Annotated in this window: 15 protein-coding genes; 6 read left to right on the top strand and 9 right to left on the bottom strand. The window is 67.2% G+C overall.

Annotated elements, in window-relative coordinates:
* Positions 1–29 precede the first annotated feature (29 nt).
* Complete coding sequence (locus AB0K08_RS00390; RefSeq protein ID WP_363350516.1) at positions 30–1,613, bottom strand: HD domain-containing protein; 1,584 nt, start codon at positions 1,611–1,613, stop codon at positions 30–32.
* 106 nt (positions 1,614–1,719) lie between these two features.
* Between AB0K08_RS00390 and AB0K08_RS00385 the strand changes: the two genes are divergently transcribed.
* From AB0K08_RS00385 to trxA, 5 genes are all read left to right on the top strand, one after another.
* Positions 1,720–2,319, top strand: coding sequence for an NUDIX hydrolase (locus AB0K08_RS00385; protein WP_363350514.1), 600 nt, complete (start codon positions 1,720–1,722; stop codon positions 2,317–2,319).
* The gene (locus AB0K08_RS00380) at positions 2,316–4,154 is read left to right on the top strand and encodes a lipid II flippase MurJ (protein ID WP_363350512.1); all 1,839 of its coding nucleotides are present in this window, start codon (positions 2,316–2,318) and stop codon (positions 4,152–4,154) included. Before AB0K08_RS00385 ends, AB0K08_RS00380 begins: the two co-directional genes overlap by 4 nt.
* Positions 4,155–4,338: 184 nt before the next feature.
* On the top strand, positions 4,339–6,210 hold the full coding sequence (locus AB0K08_RS00375; RefSeq protein ID WP_363350510.1) for a hypothetical protein: 1,872 nt from the start codon (positions 4,339–4,341) through the stop codon (positions 6,208–6,210).
* A gap of 233 nt (positions 6,211–6,443) precedes the next feature.
* The gene (gene trxB / locus AB0K08_RS00370) at positions 6,444–7,418 is read left to right on the top strand and encodes a thioredoxin-disulfide reductase (RefSeq protein ID WP_363350508.1); all 975 of its coding nucleotides are present in this window, start codon (positions 6,444–6,446) and stop codon (positions 7,416–7,418) included.
* A gap of 42 nt (positions 7,419–7,460) precedes the next feature.
* The gene (trxA, locus tag AB0K08_RS00365) at positions 7,461–7,784 is read left to right on the top strand and encodes a thioredoxin (protein ID WP_363350506.1); all 324 of its coding nucleotides are present in this window, start codon (positions 7,461–7,463) and stop codon (positions 7,782–7,784) included.
* Between the two features lie 111 nt (positions 7,785–7,895).
* Here the strand turns inward: trxA and AB0K08_RS00360 are convergent, their stop codons facing one another.
* From AB0K08_RS00360 to rpmH, 8 genes are all read right to left on the bottom strand, one after another.
* The gene (locus tag AB0K08_RS00360) at positions 7,896–9,422 is read right to left on the bottom strand and encodes a ParB/RepB/Spo0J family partition protein (protein WP_363350504.1); all 1,527 of its coding nucleotides are present in this window, start codon (positions 9,420–9,422) and stop codon (positions 7,896–7,898) included.
* Positions 9,423–11,237: 1,815 nt separating this feature from the next.
* Positions 11,238–12,125, bottom strand: coding sequence for a ParA family protein (locus tag AB0K08_RS00355; RefSeq protein ID WP_363350502.1), 888 nt, complete (start codon positions 12,123–12,125; stop codon positions 11,238–11,240).
* A 141-nt stretch (positions 12,126–12,266) separates the two neighbouring features.
* Complete coding sequence (rsmG, locus tag AB0K08_RS00350; protein ID WP_363350500.1) at positions 12,267–12,929, bottom strand: 16S rRNA (guanine(527)-N(7))-methyltransferase RsmG; 663 nt, start codon at positions 12,927–12,929, stop codon at positions 12,267–12,269.
* Positions 12,930–12,999: 70 nt separating this feature from the next.
* Positions 13,000–13,677, bottom strand: coding sequence for a R3H domain-containing nucleic acid-binding protein (locus AB0K08_RS00345; RefSeq protein ID WP_363350498.1), 678 nt, complete (start codon positions 13,675–13,677; stop codon positions 13,000–13,002).
* A 2-nt stretch (positions 13,678–13,679) separates the two neighbouring features.
* Positions 13,680–14,648 (bottom strand): membrane protein insertase YidC, encoded by a 969-nt coding sequence (gene yidC / locus AB0K08_RS00340; protein ID WP_363350496.1) that lies wholly within the window; start codon positions 14,646–14,648, stop codon positions 13,680–13,682.
* Between the two features lie 6 nt (positions 14,649–14,654).
* Positions 14,655–15,020, bottom strand: a complete 366-nt coding sequence (gene yidD / locus AB0K08_RS00335; protein ID WP_363350494.1) for a membrane protein insertion efficiency factor YidD — start codon at positions 15,018–15,020, stop codon at positions 14,655–14,657.
* Entirely contained in the window at positions 15,017–15,424 is a 408-nt protein-coding gene (gene rnpA / locus AB0K08_RS00330; protein ID WP_363350492.1) for a ribonuclease P protein component, read from the bottom strand. Before rnpA ends, yidD begins: the two co-directional genes overlap by 4 nt.
* Before the next feature lie 37 nt (positions 15,425–15,461).
* Positions 15,462–15,599, bottom strand: a complete 138-nt coding sequence (gene rpmH, locus AB0K08_RS00325; protein WP_115932474.1) for a 50S ribosomal protein L34 — start codon at positions 15,597–15,599, stop codon at positions 15,462–15,464.
* A gap of 402 nt (positions 15,600–16,001) precedes the next feature.
* On the opposite strand from rpmH, the gene dnaA reads away from it, so the two are divergent.
* Positions 16,002–17,450, top strand: a complete 1,449-nt coding sequence (gene dnaA / locus AB0K08_RS00320) for a chromosomal replication initiator protein DnaA (RefSeq protein ID WP_363350489.1) — start codon at positions 16,002–16,004, stop codon at positions 17,448–17,450.
* Positions 17,451–17,711 lie beyond the last annotated feature (261 nt).

The following is a 17,711-nucleotide window of genomic DNA, read 5'->3' as shown; positions in this document are numbered from 1 at the left end:
ATCAGACCGCCCTGACCAGACTGCCGTGATCAGGTCGTCGACTCCGGCTGCTCGCCCCACCAGCGCCACAGCTCGGCCGTGGCCGCGTCTTCGTCATGCGGCCCCTCGTCGAGCCGCCACTCCAGCAGGTGCTTGTAGGCCCGGCCGACCACCGGCCCGGGCTTGATGCCGAGGATCTCCATGACCTGCTTGCCGTCCAGGTCGGGGCGGACGGCCTCGAGCTCCTCCCGCTCGGCGATCTCCGTCATGCGACGTTCCAGGTCGTCGTACGCGAAGGCCAGCCGGTCCGCCTTGCGGCGGTTGCGCGTGGTCACGTCCGAGCGGGTCAGGGCGTGCAGTCTCGGCAGCACCGGCCCGGCGTCCGTGACGTACCGGCGTACGGCGGAATCGGTCCACCCGGCGTCCCCGTAGCCGTAGAACCGCATGTGCAACTCCACCAGCCGGGCCACAGCCTTGATCGTGTCGTTGTCGAACTTCAGCGCCCGCATCCGCTGCTTGACCAGCTTGGCGCCGACCACGTCATGGTGGCGGAAGGTGACCGCCCCGTTCGGTTCGAAGCGCCGGGTCGCCGGCTTGCCGACGTCGTGCATCAAGGCGGCGAAGCGCAGGACGAAGTCCGGCGCGGGGACATAGGTGCCCGACGGCGGCGCGAACCGTTCCGCTGCCGCCTCACCCTCCAGCGCGGCCGGCTCGGCCCCCACCGGGTGCTCCGCGTCCCACTGTTCCTGAAGCGCGGCGGGGTACTCGTGGCCCATCGCCTGTTCCATCACGGTCAGGGAGTGCTCGTAGACGTCCTTGTGACGGTGGTGTTCGTCCGTCTCCAGCTTCAGGGCCGGCAGTTCGGGCAGCACGTGGTCCGCCAGGCCGGTGTCCACCAGGAGGTTGATGCCGGCGCGGGGGTGGGCGCCGTTGACGAGCTTGACCAGCTCCTCGCGGACGCGTTCGGCGGAGATGATGGTGATCCGCTCGGCCATCGCGGTCATGGCCGCGGTCACGGCCTCATCCACACCGATCCCGAGCTGGGCGGCGAACCGCGCCGCCCGCATCATCCGCAGCGGGTCATCCGAGAAGGACTCCTCGGGGGTGCCCGGTGTCCGCAGCCGGCCGGCCGCCAGGTCCTTGACCCCGCCGTGCAGATCCACGAGCTGCAGGGACGGCAGGCGGATGGCCATGGCGTTCACGGTGAAGTCGCGGCGCACCAGGTCGCCCTCGAGGGTGTCCCCGAACGCCACCTGCGGCTTGCGGGAATCCGGATCGTACTGTTCGGCTCGGTAGGTGGTGACCTCGAGCTGCCAACCGCCCTTGGTGAAGCCGATGGTGCCGAACTTCTTCCCGATGTCCCAGTGCGCGTCCGCCCACCTCCGGGCGATCCCCAGGGTGGTGTCCGGATCGGCGTCCGTGGTGAAGTCCAGGTCAGGGGACATCCGGCCCAGGAACAGGTCCCGCACCGGCCCGCCCACCAGGGCCAGCTCGTGGCCGGCGGCCTCGAACAGGCGGCCCAACTCGAGCACCACGGGGGGCAGCCCGGCACCGGTCGGGAACCCGACGGGCAGGGCCACCAGCTCGGAGGCGGGCGTGCCGGACGGGGGCGGGGATGCGGCGGAGGGATTCATCGTGTGTTTAAGGGTGCCAGATCCCGAGGTCTCCTGAGGACAACTGGCACCCGGCCGGCGGAGCCGCCTCGATGCGGTTCTGATTCGGCCCGCTACAGTGGAATGCATGGCTCATCCTGTTCCGAGCGCTCCCAAGCGCACCCCGCTCACCGCATCGGTGGGCCGGCGTGTGCCTCGGCGCCCTGGGCAGCCCGGGGCCCCGGGCTCCGGGGACACCCCGCAGGGATCGCTGCCCACGGTGGAAGAGGTCTCCGCCGGCGGGTTGGTGGTGCGCAAGATCGGTGGTCGGCTCGAGGTCGCCATCATCGCCCGCTACAACCGCGGCGGCCGGCTGGAGTGGTGCCTGCCGAAGGGTCATCCGGAAGGCGTGGAGACGCACGGTGAGGCGGCCATCCGTGAGGTCGAGGAGGAGACCGGCATCGCCGGGGACATCCTGGCCTCCCTCGGATCCATCGACTACTGGTTCACCGTCTCCAGCCACCGCGTGCACAAGACCGTGCACCACTACCTGCTGCAGGCCACCGGCGGCGAGCTGACCACGGAGAACGATCCGGACCACGAGGCCGTGGACGTCGCCTGGGTGGACCTGGACGTGCTGAACGCCAAGCTCTCCTTCCCGAACGAGCGCCGGATCGTGGACCTGGCCCGGGACGTGCTCCCGGACCACCTGGACGGCTTCGACGACCTGCCGGAATCCCTGCGGTGAAGCCGGACGACCCCACCGCGACGCCGGACACCCCGGGCCGCGGCCAGGGCACCGGTGCGCCGGACGCCGCTGCCTCCCCTGACGGCACCCCACCGGACGCCTCATCCGCCGCCGCCTCATCCGCCGCTGTCAGGGACAGCACGGCGAAGGCCAGTGCCATCATGGCCGCAGGCACCCTGGTGTCCCGCATCCTCGGCTTCGTCCGCACCGCCCTGCTGGCCATCGCCATCGGCTCCACCGCCATGGCCGCGGACATCTTCGAGTCCGCGAACACGATCCCCAACATCATCTACATGCTGCTGGCCGGCGGCGTGTTCAACGTGGTGCTGGTCCCGCAGCTCATCAAGGCGGCCCGGGCCCCGGACCGGGGCTCCGACTACACCTCCCGGCTGATCACCCTGGCCGTGCTGGTGATGGCGGGCGCCACCCTGGTCATCACCGCGGCGGCCGCGCCGATCATGGTGGCCCTGACCAGCAACTGGTCGGAGCCCATGCTCGCCCTGGGCACCGCGTTCGCGCTCTGGACCTTCCCCCAGATCTTCTTCTACGGCGTATACGCGGTGATCGGCCAGGTCCTCAACGCCAATGGCCGCTTCGGTGCCTACATGTGGGCCCCGGTGGCCAACAACGTGGTGGCGATCGGCGTGATCGGCCTGTACCTGGTGATGTTCGGCTCCTTCCAGGCCGGTGGCGACCAGCTGGCCGAATGGAGCACGGCCCAGACCGTGCTGCTGGCCGGCGGCCACACGCTGGGGATCGTGGTCCAGGCGCTCATCCTGTTCATCCCCCTCAGCCGGCTCGGGCTCGGGCTGCGGCCGAAGTTCGGCTGGAAGGGCATGGGCCTGCGATCCACCGGCAAGCTCGCCGGCTACACCCTGGTCACCATGATGGCCGGCAACGTCATCAACCTGCTCGTGGCCCGGCTGGTCTCCGGTGCCACCGAGGCGCGGTCCTCCATCGGTGAGGCCGCACAGGCCGGGGGCCCCTTCGAGGGACTGGACCCGGCCGCCGTCGAGGCCTCCATCCCCGGTCTCTACGCCCTGAACACAGCCCAGCTGATCACCGTGCTGCCGCACTCGGTGTTCGTGCTGTCCCTGGCCACCGTGCTGTTCAACCAGCTGACGCGCCACCTGCACCAGAACGATCTCCCCGGGGCCCTGGCCACCGTCAGCCGGGGCCTGCGCAGCTTCGCCGTGCCGATGATGTTCGCCATGGTGGCGATCCTCGTGCTGGCCGGACCCCTCGGCCGCATCTTCGGCGGTTCCTCGGCCACGGCCACGGCCTCCGGCGTGGCGATCGGCCAATTGCTGATCCTGCTGGCCCTGGGCATGCCGTTCCGCTCCGCCCACATCTACCTCACGCGGCTGTTCTACGCCTCGGAGAACGCCCGGATCCCCATGTTCGTGCAGGTCGGCATCGCCCTGTGCACCCTCGTCATCGCCTATGTGGCCTCGGTGTTCATGCCGATGTGGTCCATGGCCTACCTGATGGTCTCGGTCTTCACCTTCCTGCACATCGTCCAGTTCGTGTGGATGCACGTGCTGGTCCGCCGCCACTACGGGGACTACGGTTCCGGCCACGTGCTGGACACCTACATCCGCACCGGGGTGGCCGCCCTGACGGCCGGTGCCGCCGGCGCCCTGGTCCTGTGGCTGATGGGCGGTTACTCGGGGGGATTCCCCTGGACCTCGATCATCACCTCACTGGTCAGCTGCGCGGTGGTCGGCGTGGTGATGGCGGTGGTGTACTTCCTGCTGCTGCGGGCCATGCGCCTGCCCGAGCTCACCGACTTCCTGGGGCCTCTGGCCCGCCGGATTCCCGGGCTGGCCCGGTAATTTCCTGCCGATCCGTTCGGCGGTTCACCGCTGGACAGCGCGTTGACGGCCGTAGCATGGTCCCGACCGCACCCCGGCCCATCCGTGGCCTGCCCCTGCCGGCAGTGGCGCCCCCAGGCTCCACCGTCCTCCCGGACGGCCACCACGATTCCACGGATCCGGGCCACTGACCTGGAGGAACACCGTGACACAGCCCATTGAAGAGGGGATGGTCCTCGGCGGCCGCTACCTCGTCACCGGACATGTGCTGACGTCCGCCGATCAGGACATGGTGCTGGACGGCCGGGACCAGGTGCTCAACCGGGACGTCTCCATCCTGGTGGCCTCGGCGGAACACGCCTCCCAGGTGGCCGCCTCGGCCCGCGAGCTCGCGACCGGTGAGCGCCAGGGCACCGTCCAGGTCCTCGACCTCGGCCTGAGTGAGGGCCGCACCTACCTCATCGCCGGCGGCAACCCGGCCGCGGAGGAACTGCTGGACATGACCCGCGAACAGCAGGTCTACGTTGAGCCGTTCTACACCGACACGCTCGGCTCCGAGATCTTCGGGGAGGCGCGTACCTACGAGCCCCAGGTCTACGAGGACGACGAGGAGTACTACGAGGACCTGGACGACGGACTCGTCGAGCAGGAGACGGAGAAGCGCCGCCCCAAGTTCCTCCGGGGCATCTCGGATCGGCTGAGCCAGCGGATCGGCTCCGAGGACGCGGCCAAGGACGCCGTGGCCGGTGGCGCCGCGGCCGGGGCAGCCGGTGTGGCGGGGGGCGCGGGTGCCGCTGCCGCCCGGGACGGCCAGGGGCACGACGCCGGCCCGGTCGAGGAGCAGGACCCGTACCGTTCCGCTGTGCGCCGCGAGGACGAGAAACCCCTGCCCGAGTCGGTCAGCGACGACGACTGGACCGGCGCCCAGGACGAGGTGACCGTGGCTCGCGATCGTGCCGCGAAGCCGCACAAGGGGCCGACTGCTGAGCCGACGCCTGAGCCGGAGGAGGACGCTGGCCAGGAGCCAGCCCAGGACGCCGAGCCGGCCACAGACGCCGAGCGGGCCACAGACCAGGGCCCGCAGACGGACGAGACCCCCACGGCCGCCGTCGCCTCCCCGGCCGTCGGGCGCCACAGCCCCCGCCCGGAGAAGGACCAGCAGCAGCGGGCCGCTGACCGGCCCAAGGTGACCCTCTGGGAGGAGGATGAGCCTCAGCGTGACCGCGCCGTGGGTGCGGGTCTGGCGGCCGGCGCTGCCGCTGGGGCTGCCGGCGGGGCGGCTGCGGCAGCCTCCGCGGGGTCCGCCGGGGGCCCGGCCCGCGGTGCGCAGGGGCACTCCGGCGGACGGGCCCCGGAGGATTCCGAGTACGAGGACTTTGACGAGGACGCTGAGTTCGGCGACTACTTCGAGGAGGAGGACGAGGAGGACAAGCCCACCGGCGCACGCTGGCTGGTCGGCGGCATCCTGGTCCTGCTGTTGATCCTCGGCGCCGTCTTCGCCTTCAACATCCTCGGCAACAACCGCAGTCCGGAGGCCGACGGGGAATCCTCGGATGACCCCGGAAGCCAGTCCGAGAGCCCCGTCGAGGAAACGACACCGGACTCGGAGCTTCCGGACCCCGTCATCGCCGGCGCCACCCGCCTGGTCCCGGATGATCCGGCCTTGAGCGCGGAGACGGACAACACGTTGCCCAACGCCGTGGACGGCAACCCCGCCACGGCCTGGCAGACCTACTCCTTCGCCCAGCCGGCCTTCGGCGGCTACGCGTCCAGCATGGCCCTCGTCATCGAGCTGGAGGAGCCCAGCGCGGTGTCCCAGGTGGACATCACCCAGAACAACGGCAGCGGCGGTTCGTTCTCGGTCCTGCTCAGTGACTCCCCGGACCTGGACAGTGCACGCCAGATCGCGGAGGGATCCTTCACGGGACCCCAGGTCAGCGTTCCTGTCCCGGCGGGCGAGGGTGGGCCGGCCGAGGCCCAGTACGTCATCCTCAACTTCACCGAGCTGCCGGAACTGTCCAACGCCTCGGGCAACCTGCCCTACGGCCTGCGCATCGCGGAAGTCGCCGTCGAGTAGTCCCCGGCGTCCAGCACCGGGGATCCGCCTGACGGAACGAACGGGACCGACCCCCGGCACACCCGCCTAGGATGGAGGCGGCGCCAGCCCGGCTGGTGCACACTGGTTGGGACGGGGCTTCAGTGCCGTGTCCGCCCTGGACAGCCACCTGGGTGGGCCGCGCTTGGAATAGGTTCCCCCCGGAGTGCGTTCCACCCATCAGAGTCCCCATTGCCTACCGTGAAGGAATCACTGTGACCGAGGCTGTAGAGTCCACCGACGCCGTCCGGGACGTCGTCATCATCGGATCTGGACCTGCGGGATACACCGCCGCCATCTACGCTGCGCGCGCCAACCTGAACCCGCTCGTGGTCGCCGGTTCGGTCACGGCCGGTGGCGAGTTGATGAACACCACGGACGTGGAGAACTTCCCCGGCTTCCCGGAAGGCATCCTCGGACCCGAGCTCATGTCCCAGCTGGAGCAGCAGGCCACCCGCTTCGGGGCGGAGGTGCAGTTTGAGGACGTCACCGAGGTGGACCTGAAGGCCTCACCGAAGATCGTCACCTTGGGCAACGGCACCGTGTACCGGGCCCATTCAGTGATCCTCTCCACCGGCTCCGCCTACCGCGAGCTCGGCGTGGAGGGCGAGAAGCGGTTCTCCGGGCACGGGGTGAGCTGGTGCGCCACGTGCGACGGATTCTTCTTCCGGGACCAGAACATCGCGGTGGTCGGGGGTGGTGACTCCGCCATGGAGGAGGCGCTGTTCCTGACGAAGTTCGCCTCCACCGTGACCGTGATCCACCGCCGGGACGAACTCCGAGCCTCCAAGACCATGGCAGACCGCGCCCTGGCCCACGAGAAGATCCGTTTCGTCTGGGACACCGAGGTGACCGGGCTCGAGGGCGACGAGAAGCTCAAGACCCTGAACCTGCGGAACCTGAAGACCGGCGAGGAATCCAGCATGGATGTCACCGGCCTGTTCGTGGCCATCGGATCCGACCCCCGCACCACGCTCGTCAAGGGCCAGCTCGACCTGGATCCGGACGGCACCATCCACGTGGAGCACCCCAGCAGCCGTACCTCCCTCCCCGGTGTCTTCGCCGCCGGAGATGTCACCGACCCCACCTACCGACAGGCGATCACGGCAGCCGGCACCGGCTGCATCGCCGCTCAGGACGTGGAGCACTACCTTGCGGACGTGAAGGAGCTGGCGGCCAGCGCCGTCTAGACCTCCGGTCCGTACCACCTTCCCATCCCATCAGGAGGAACCATGAGCACCATTGACGTCACCGACCAGGACTTCCAGGAAAAGGTCCTGAACTCGGACAAGCCAGTACTCGTCGACTTCTGGGCCGAGTGGTGCGGCCCCTGCCGCATGCTCAGCCCGATCCTGGAGGAGATGGCCACCGAGCACTCTGAGAAGATCACCGTCGCCAAGCTGAATGTGGACGACAACCCGCAGGCCGCGTCCACCTACGGGATCACCAGCATCCCCGCCGTCATGGTGTTCCAGGGCGGGCAGAAGGTCGCCTCGTCCATCGGCGCCAAGCCGAAGCAGGTCCTTGAGACGGAGTTCGCCGAGTACCTCAAGTGATCAGTCTCTGCTGACATCGTCAGAAGGGAAGAGCCCCGGTCCTGCTGGACCGGGGCTCTTCTGCGTCTAGACCTTGTCAGCTGGACGCTTTTCTCAGATCTCAACTGGCTTTTAGACCTGACTCTGGTGTGCCTGCGACTGGCCGATCAGGTCCATGATGCGGTTGAGGTCGTCCACCGACGCGAAGTCGATGGCGATCTTGCCCTTGCGCGCACCCAGCGTGATCTTCACCGTGGTATCGAGCCGGTCCGTCAGGGAGTTCGCCAGATAGTCCAACCGCTCATGACGATCGGTCCTCTTGGCCCTCGACTGGGGCTTCACCTGACGTACCCCGTCCTGCAGGGACACCAGCTCTTCGGTGGCACGCACGGACAGTCCCTCCGAGACGACCTTCTGGGCCAGTCGTTCCATCTCCGCCGGATCCACCAGGGACAGCAGTGCGCGGGCATGACCGGCGGACAGGACGCCCGAGGCCACTCGCCGCTGGACCAGCGGGGGAAGCTTCAAGAGACGCAGGGTGTTCGTGATCTGTGGTCGAGAACGACCGATGCGGGACGAGAGTTCATCCTGCGTGCAGTTGAAATCCTCCAACAGCTGTTCGTAGGCCGCGGCCTCTTCCAGGGGATTGAGTTGGCTCCGGTGAAGGTTCTCCAGCAGCGCATCCCGGAGCAGATCCGTATCCGCGGTGTGGCGCACGATCGCCGGGATCTCGTCCAGTCCGGCGACCTGGGCCGCCCGCCAACGACGCTCACCCATCACCAGCTCGTACGGGGACGGACCGTCCACCTCACGCACCACAATGGGTTGAAGCACTCCGACCTGGCCGATCGAGGCGACCAGCTCATCCATGTCGTCCTCATCGAAGATGTCACGGGGCTGGCGCGGATTCGGATGGATCTCCCCAACGGGGATCAGCCGGAGTTCGGCGTCGCCGGCCGACCCCATCGAGGCACCGTGGCCGGAGGTACGCTCGTGGACGGTCGGGCCAGCAGAGGCCTCAGCCGGGCGCGGGGGGACCGGAGCAGTGCTGCTCTGCGCGCCGACCTCAACCTTTTCACCTTCATTAGCGGAGTCAGTTTCCGTCTCAGGCTTCGGGCCGGACTTACCCCGGGGCTGGAGGGGAGGCATGGTGGCGCGCTGACGTGTCTTTCGCGTCGAACCCCCGGTCCCCACGAGATCGACCTCCTCGTCGCTCCTGCGGTCTGGGAAGAAGACATCCACGGGCCGTCGCGTTTCACGTGGAACCGAGTCACCCGCGCCAGCGTTCGATCGTCCGCTCAGATAACGGCTCGTCAGATCCGGGCGGGACTGCCTGGAGCGCTCTGGTCGTGGTGTGGAGGGAGCCGCCGTAGACGCTTCCAGGTCGACCGAGTCGGCCGGTGCACCGGCCTCGGACGAACTGCCGGCGGTGCCCTCTCGGGGCTCCGATCCAGTCTCGGCGTCCGATCGAGATCCTTGCTCCTCGACAACTGGAGCGATATCCGTTGTTTCCTCGGGAGTTGACGGAGATTCTGCGCCCATCGGGTTCGACTCGTCCGCTGCCTCTCCCCACGCCGCGGAGTCAGACTCCTCCATCGGAGCAGTGCTCTGGATCAGCGCTTCCAGGCCTCGACCTAATCCACGTCGGTTCTTCTTCACACAAACTCCTTACTCCGGGCCCTGCAACGTCCACCATTCTACTGTCGTTTCACGTGAAACAGGAGTCGGTCTGCTAACGGGACGCCGATTCGGTGACAGATGACGAACCTGGATGACTCAATCCTTCATCGGATCGGGGAACGCACTTGATCAACCAGAATACGGGTATGTGAGATGGGTGAGCTTCGGCGGAGCGCGTCGGATGAGTCTCGCCGCCTAGCGAAGGCGGGACAGCACATCGCGTGAGAGGCGAATGGTAGTGAGCAGCCGAGGAAGCAGCATCCACATTCAATGCGCGCCTGGAAGCGCAGAAGCGACCCTCGTTGCAATCAACCCGCGCCTGCAGTTTCATGTGAAACACGGGCCGTCCACGATCGAGCCGTTCCACGGCCAGTTCCTCGGCTGAATGAAGCCGCACCGTTTTACGTGAAACCCGATGAGAGCGGGTGGTCACGAATTCAGAGGGAGTTCGCCGTGCGCAACCAAACAGAGGATACGGTGCCGAACGCGCTTACGGCCTCTACAGCAGGAGAAGCCAGATCCCACTACTGAACACCACTGAAAGCCCGATTACCCCAGCACAGCCGCACGCCGTTGTTCCACGTGAAACGCGACTGCAAAGCAGAACACGCCTGTGGACGGCTAGCCTCTGACGACCAAGCCGAGCTGGAACCCCCAACCAAGAACATCCGCGTGGGCCTCCCTGAGGCGACCTACTCTCGGAATGCCCCCAAGGTCGCTACCACGACGGCAAACGACCCCAGGGCCGCGCCAAGAGCCAAGGGTCCCAGATCGGGTAGCCGCGCCGATCCGACACAGAGTCACTCCAAGGGCGCTACCCATCGACCGCGACGACTGCTGAACCTGATCTCACGGGGAGAGTCCGATGGGTCTCCTGCGCATTACACCCCTGGCTGGCCCATCACAACCTCGATTGGATCCGCAGCCAGTTCGTCTGGGCAGCCAGGTCCGGTTGCGGTTGGCCCCTTGTGGCGACAGCAGAGTCCAACCGAGGGGGCCTTCCGATCGACGGCAGCATCGTCGGGACGACGGTTTCACGTGAAACGGACCGAGGGCTTGATTCCCATGCGGATTCTCGACGGTCTGCGCACCTTCGAGGCGTATGAACCACTACATCGAACTGACGCGGATCAACAGACCCGACCCTGTTTCACGTGAAACAGAGCAGCACATGTGGCTTCCCGCTAGCCAGAAGGCTTCCCAGTAGCCGAGCAGGCGGATGAATGGACCACGCCGCTACACACAGGCTCCACTATTGACCCCACCGGCCAACAGAGCAACCGACGCCACCAAGCCAACTGGAGAGCCGGCGCCACCGGTTCAACTCAGAAGCCGGCGCCACCGGACCAACTGAGGACCGGATGGATCGATCTAAGAGGACCGGAGAGACGCCCGTTGCTGCCTACAGGGCCTTGCTTAGGGCTCAGTGCCGGTGTTCATGTCTTCTGTGAAGCCCGCGGCCTAGGACGGGCGGCGATGTGGTTGGCCGAGCAGGATCCGGAACCACAGAACGCAAATCCACAGTCGCGAATGCATGACGCATGCCGCTGTGACCAGCCCACTTGCAGGGTTTCACGTGGAACACGACACCAGCCGCAAGCCCCAGCCCTCGAGGATGACGACCCGGAACAAAGTGCGGGTCCTGAGTAGGCAAGCGCTGGTCGAGGCAGATGCACCGAAGCCATGGGAGAAGGCATCGACGCCTGGCCGAAAACTACAGGAGCGTTTTCACGTGAAACGCCACAGATCGGCGAGGCTACAGCGACATCAACTCATAACAGCTGATCGGACGGGCTAGCGGCCCTTCGCGTGCCCTCGGTCGGCGATTTCCGTGGCGGCCTCGCGGTAGGACAGGGCACCGGTCGATTGTGGATCGTAGGTCAGCACCGTCTGCTGGAAGCTCGGTGCCTCGGAGATGCGCACGTTACGAGGGATCACGGCGTTCAGGACCTCCTCGGGGAAGTGCTCCCGAACCTCCTCCGCCACCTGGGTGGAGAGGTTGGTACGGCCGTCGTACATCGTCAGCAGGATCGTCGACACCTCGAGTGCCGAGTTCAGGTGCTTCTGGATCATCCGGATGTTGTTGAGGAGCTGGGAGAGCCCCTCCAGCGCGTAGTACTCGGTCTGAATGGGGATGAGGACCTCATTCGCGGCCACGAACGCATTGACCGTCAGCAGCCCCAGGCTCGGGGGGCAATCAATGAAGACGTAGTCGATCCGCGGCAGACCCTGGGTCTCGCGGTACGCGAAGTACTCCTTGAGAGCACGGGAGAGACGCTGCTCCCTGGCCACGAGGGAGACCAGCTCGATCTCGGCCCCGGCCAGGTCGATGGTGGCCGGGGCGACCACGAGGCCGTCCACGTCGGGGCACGGCTTGACCACGTCTGCCATCGGCAGTTCGTCGATCAGCACGTCGTAGACGCTGTCCACATCCGAGTTGTGGGGGATCGCCAAGGCGGTGGAGGCGTTGCCCTGGGGGTCGATGTCCACCACCAGGACCTGCATGCCGGCGCGAGCGAGAGCCGCGGACAGGTTCACCGTGGTGGTGGTCTTGCCCACCCCACCCTTCTGATTGGACACCGTGAGGATGCGCGTCGTCGCCGGGGGCGGCAGCCGACGCCCCTTCAGCTTGTCCCGCCGCCGGTTCTCCTGAGCCAGTTCCCGAGCAAGGGGGGTCTCCATCTCATCCACCACGGACGAGTCCACGGCGGTAGGGGTTTCCCGTGAAACTTCTGACTCATTGGTCAAGAGAACAACCTCCCGAGGTTGATAGACGGCATGACGTTCCTGTAGCCGTGGGTTCCAGCCTCTCCAGCCTACTGGTCAGCGCCGGTGACCCACACGCACGCGCACCACGGTGGTCGGTTCGGCGAGCAGATCCTCGCCCACCGTCTCGATCACCGGTGCCGATGCCTTGAACTTCTTCAGGGCCTTGGCAGCGGCGGCGATCTCGTTGCCCGCACTCCTGCCCTTGATGGCCAGCAGCTCCCCGGAGCCCTCCAGGAGTGGAACGGTCAGGGGGATCAGGGACTTCAACGCAGAGACGGCACGTGCCGTCACGATATCGACGGCGATGTTGCCCACGACCTGTTCGGAGCGTGCCCGCACCACGTCGACGTTCTCCAGACCCAGATCCGCCACCACCATGTCCAGCCAGGCGACACGCCGTTCCAGGGGTTCGATCAGGATGAACTGGCTGTCGGGCCGGGCCAAGGCCAAGGCGAGGCCGGGCAGCCCGGCGCCCGAGCCGACGTCGGCCACCAGGGCCCCCTCTGGAAGGAGGTCACCCACCACGGCGCAATTCAGCACGTGCCGCTCCCAGAGACGGGGCACCTCACGTGGGCCGAGCAGGCCCCACTCGATCCCCGTGGAGGACAGATGCTCCACGAACCGGACGGCCAGCTCCAACCGGTCGCCGAACAGCTCCTCGGCCGCATGGCGCAGCCCGCCCTCCAGCGCCGGAGGCTCCTGGTCCTCGTGCGGCACGGGTGGAACAGGCGGGGCCTCTGGCGACGCCGGCTGACCCTGAGCCTCCGGCCCCCCGGCGGGCACGCGATCACTCACCGGCGGAGACCACCACGTGACGGCGGGGGCCCTCGCCCTCCGACTCACTGACCATCCCAGCGGCCGCGATGACGTCGTGGACCACTTTGCGCTCGTAGGCGCCCATGGCCTTGAGGTGAACGGCTTCGCCACTGTCTCGCACCGATTCCATGGCGTCCTGGGCCACCTTCTCCAGTTCCCTGGCCCGCTCGGCCCGGTGGCCCGCGACGTCCAGGACCAACCGGGAACGGACACCAGTGGCCGAGAGGACGGCGAGCCGGACGAGCTCCTGCAGGGCTTCCAGTCCCTGGCCGTCCCGACCCACGAGATCACGCAGGCGGTTGTCGCCCTCCTCGGCGATGACCGAGACATAGGTGCGGCCGTTACGGACCTCGATGTCGATATCCCCATCCAGGTCGGAGATGTCCAGCAGTTCCTCGACGTAGTCGGCGGCGATGTCCCCCTCCTCCTCGAGGCGGCGGGCGCTCGAGGGGGTCTCCTCCGCGGCGTCGGACGCCTTCTGGTCCGCGGACGTGGGATCCACAGCCTCATCCACAGCAGTCCCAGAGTTGTCCCCAGAGTTATCCACAGCTGCGTCCACCGACGGCTCCGTGGCCTGGACGGTGGAGGGATCGGTGCCTGCTACCGATTCCGGGGTGGCCTCGGGCGGCGTGGCTGATGCATCGGTCACGGCTATCTCCTCTTCTTGGTCTTGCGCTTCGGCTGGTTGCGCTGACCCGTCTGCTGCGGCTTGGCGGCCTCTGCCTCGGCCTTCGCGGCCGCTTCCTGCGCGGCCTTGCCCACGGGTGGCAGGCCCTTGACGGCCCGGCGCTCATTGAGCTCAATCTCAGCCTGGGACCCCGGGGTGGGATTGTTCCGGATGATCCACATCTGCTGGCCCACGGCCCAGAAGTTGGTGGCGGTCCAGTAGATCAGCACACCGATGGGGAAGTTGATGCCGCCGATGCCGAACACCAGCGGAAGGATGTAGAGCATGAACTTCTGCGACTGGGCGAACGGCCCGGTCATGGCAGCCTCGGACATGTTCTTGCTCATCAGCATCTTCTGCATGAAGAACTGGGAACCGGACATCAGGATGATCATGACGATCGCGACGATGATGACCGCCACGTCCAGGTTCTCGCCGGTGGACCCCAGGAAGGTGGCCTGCATGGGAGCGCCGAGGAAGATGGCCTCGCCGAAGGAGCGCACCTGCTCCACCGACAGCGCGGCCTCACCCTCGCCCCGCTCGGCGGCGCCGCCCGCCTCGGTGAGGATCCGGAACAGGGCGAAGAAGAACGGCATCTGCACGAGCATCGGCAGACAGGCGGAGAAGGGGCTGGTCCCGTGCTCCTTGAACAGGGCCTGCTGCTCCATGGCCATGGCCTGACGGGACAACTGGTCCGTCTTGCCCTTGTACTTGGTCTGCAGCTTCTTGATCTCCGGCTGCAGGGCCTGCATGGCCCGCTGCGACTTGATCTGCTTGACGAACAGCGGGATCAACGCGGCGCGGACGACGATCACGAGCAGGATGATCGAGAGCGTCCAGGTGAACCCGCTGTCGGGGTCCATGCCCATCCAGTCCAGTGCGGTGTGTGCCGCGCCCAGGATCCAGGACATCACCCACTTGAAGGGCCAGAGAATGATTTCGAAGAAGTCCATGGTCTCCTACTGTTCCGCCGGAGGATCCGGTGGGATGACGGGATGGTTTAGGTCAATGATCTTGGGTCGACGCCCGGGCGGCCAAATCCTGCGGCCGGGGGGCACCGCGTCCACGCCGCCCCGAGACCACGGGTGGCAGCGGGCCAGCCGATACGCGGTGAGGAAGGATCCCTTCACCGCGCCGTGCACGTGGACGGCCTCGAGGCCGTAGGCCGAACAGGACGGGAAGTACCGGCAGACCGGGCCGTACAGGGGTGAGATCACGGCGCGGTAGGCCATGAGCAGCCAGGCCAGCAGGGTGGAGGGCAGTGCTCTGAGCACATTCCATTGGACGGCCCCGGGCCGCGTGGTGAAGGGGGACTGGACCGTCATGCCTCGGTCCCGGTCTTCCCGGGACGACGCCGGCCGGCAGCCTTCCGCAGGGCACCGGCCAGCGCGGAGTCCAGGTCCCCCTTCAGCTCGGCCCATCCGGCCGTTCCCGACGGCGGCAGGGCACGGACCACGACGGTCCCGCCGGGGTGGTCCGTCAGGGGCCCGTTAAGCTGCTCCGCCACGGCGGCCCGCAGCCGGCGCTTGACCCGGTTGCGGACCACGGCGTTCCCGACGGCCTTGGAGACGACAAAACCCACGCGCACCGGTCCGGTGGAGGACTCGGTGCTCGTGGGATCGGAGAGGCGTGCGGACACGACAAGGTTCCGGCGCCCCGTCCGGGCGCCGGAACGCAGTGTCTGGGAAAAATCCGCGGGGGTGCGTACCCGTTTCGCGCGGGGCAGCACGCCTATGGTCCGCTCTGGCTGATCGGCCGGAGCCGGATCAGGCGGACAGTTCCGTGCGGCCCTTGGTCCGACGGGTTGCCAGGATGGCGCGGCCGGCGCGGGTACGCATCCGGGCGCGGAAGCCGTGCTTCTTGGCCCGGCGGCGGTTATTCGGCTGAAAAGTCCGCTTGCTCACTTTGATCTCTCCACAACGTGTGTATGCGCCCGGACCCGTTGTACCTGGGGGAAGAACCGGTAGACGCTCTGACTAGGACTTCCCCGCGCTGTGACACCGGCCCACTTCCAGGTGGGCCTGACGGTGTCCGCCGGTTGACTGCGCCCTGGGGACGGTCCGCACGGGGCGGACGTTTCAGAGCACGGTTGAACAACCCCGCGGGGACCAATCAAGTTTAGGGATAACGCCCCATCGCGGTCAAATTACCCTTCCTGCCCCCTGCCCCGCGCCCAGAGAACCTCATCCCGGTAGCCATTCCCGGGCCCCGGCGGGTACCCTGCCCGAAGTTATCCACTGCCTGTGAATAACTCTGTGGATTGCCGGTAGACTCGGCCCAGACGCCAACGGAAGGACCCCCGCCCCATGGTTGCAGATGAGGCTGTCAGCAGCTCGTGGCGCAAGGTGGCCCGCACCCTGGAGGAAGACCACCGGGTGACCCCGAGGCAGTACGGTCACGTCGGCCTCGCCCAGCCCCAGGGGCTGATCGGCAGCACCCTCCTGCTCGCCGTCCCGAACGAACTGACGCGTGAGGTCCTGCAGACGCAGCTCAAGGACCCGCTGGCCGAGGCGCTGGAGAATGTGTTCCGGACCGAGATCCTCTGTGCCTACTCCATCGACTCGGCCCTGGTGTCCCCCCTGCTGGACGACTCACCGCCTCCCGCCACCCCGGCGCCGCCGGTCCGTGAGGTTCCCCGCACCCGTTCCGCTCCCTCCCCGCATACCCCGGCACCGTCCTCCGCTCCAGCGCCGGCGCCGCCGTCGACCTCGGACGAGACCAGCAGGCTCAACCCGCGCTACCACTTCGAGACCTTCGTCATCGGGTCCTCGAACCGCTTCGCCCACGCCGCGGCCAATGCCGTGGCCGAGGCGCCGGCCAAGGCGTACAACCCGCTGTTCATCTACGGGGAGTCCGGGCTGGGCAAGACCCACCTGCTGCATGCGATCGGCCACTATGCCCGGCACCTGTACCCGGGGCTGCGAGTGCGCTATGTGAACTCTGAGGAGTTCACCAACGACTTCATCAACTCCATCCGCCATGACGAGGGTGCCAGCTTCAAGCAGGTCTACCGCAATGTGGACATCCTGCTCATCGATGACATCCAGTTCCTCGCGGACAAGGAAGCCACCGTCGAGGAGTTCTTCCACACCTTCAACACGCTCTACAACAACAACAAGCAGGTCGTGATCACCTCCGACCTGCCCCCCAAGCAGCTCTCCGGCTTCGAGGATCGATTGCGGTCGCGTTTCGAATGGGGCCTGATCACTGACATCCAGCCGCCGGACCTGGAGACCCGGATCGCCATCCTGCGGAAGAAGGCCGAGGCCGAGGGGCTCACGGCGCCCCCGGAGGTCCTGGAGTACATCGGCTCGAACATCTCCACCAACATCCGTGAGCTGGAGGGCGCGCTGATCCGCGTCACCGCCTTCGCCTCGCTCAACAAGCAGCCCGTGGACATCCAGCTGGCCGAGCAGGTCCTGCGGGACCTCATCACCCACGAGGACGCCCACGAGATCACGGCGCCGACCATCCTCAACGAGACGGCGGCCTACTTCAACCTGACGATGGAGGAGCTGACCTCCAAGTCACGGACGAGGACGCTCGTGACGGCCCGCCAGATCGCCATGTACCTGTTGCGCGAGCTGACGGAGATGTCCCTGCCCAAGATCGGCCAGGAGCTGGGCGGCCGCGACCACACCACGGTGATCCACGCCGACCGCAAGATCCGAGAGCTGATGGCCGAGCGCCGCACGATCTACAACCAGGTCACCGAACTGACCAACCGGATCAAGCAGCAGCAGCGCGCCCGCTGAGGCCCCGCGCCGCCTCCACGCTCGGCCCGGCCCGGCCCGGACAACCTTGAGCCTTAACGGCAGGGTCTCTCCACAGCCAGAAGCCCGGCATCACCTCCCCCCGGCCGTGTTGTCCACAGTCATCCACAGATATCCACAGGCTTTCCCGGACCCTCTGACGGAGCAACCCACAGCTGTGGACAACCCTGTGGACACTTAAGTGGACCGTCCGGGCGATTCTCTGGATAACTACACGCTTCCCTGTGAATCCACGGGAAGCCG

Origin of the sequence: Citricoccus sp. NPDC055426, assembly GCF_040677445.1 — a bacterium.
GTDB lineage: Bacteria > Actinomycetota > Actinomycetes > Actinomycetales > Micrococcaceae > Citricoccus.
Note: the sequence above shows the minus strand (reverse complement) of the source record. Positions and strands in the feature narration are given on the sequence as shown.

What these genes read in the sequence shown, in the direction of transcription:
- AB0K08_RS00390 (WP_363350516.1), bottom strand. Translation starts at nt 1,613, where the DNA reads ATGAATCCCTCCGCCGCATCCCCGCCCCCGTCCGGCACGCCCGCCTCC.
- AB0K08_RS00385 (WP_363350514.1), top strand. Translation starts at nt 1,720, where the DNA reads ATGGCTCATCCTGTTCCGAGCGCTCCCAAGCGCACCCCGCTCACCGCA.
- yidD (WP_363350494.1), bottom strand. Translation starts at nt 15,020, where the DNA reads ATGACGGTCCAGTCCCCCTTCACCACGCGGCCCGGGGCCGTCCAATGG.
- yidC (WP_363350496.1), bottom strand. Translation starts at nt 14,648, where the DNA reads ATGGACTTCTTCGAAATCATTCTCTGGCCCTTCAAGTGGGTGATGTCC.
- dnaA (WP_363350489.1), top strand. Translation starts at nt 16,002, where the DNA reads ATGGTTGCAGATGAGGCTGTCAGCAGCTCGTGGCGCAAGGTGGCCCGC.
- AB0K08_RS00355 (WP_363350502.1), bottom strand. Translation starts at nt 12,125, where the DNA reads ATGGAGACCCCCCTTGCTCGGGAACTGGCTCAGGAGAACCGGCGGCGG.
- trxA (WP_363350506.1), top strand. Translation starts at nt 7,461, where the DNA reads ATGAGCACCATTGACGTCACCGACCAGGACTTCCAGGAAAAGGTCCTG.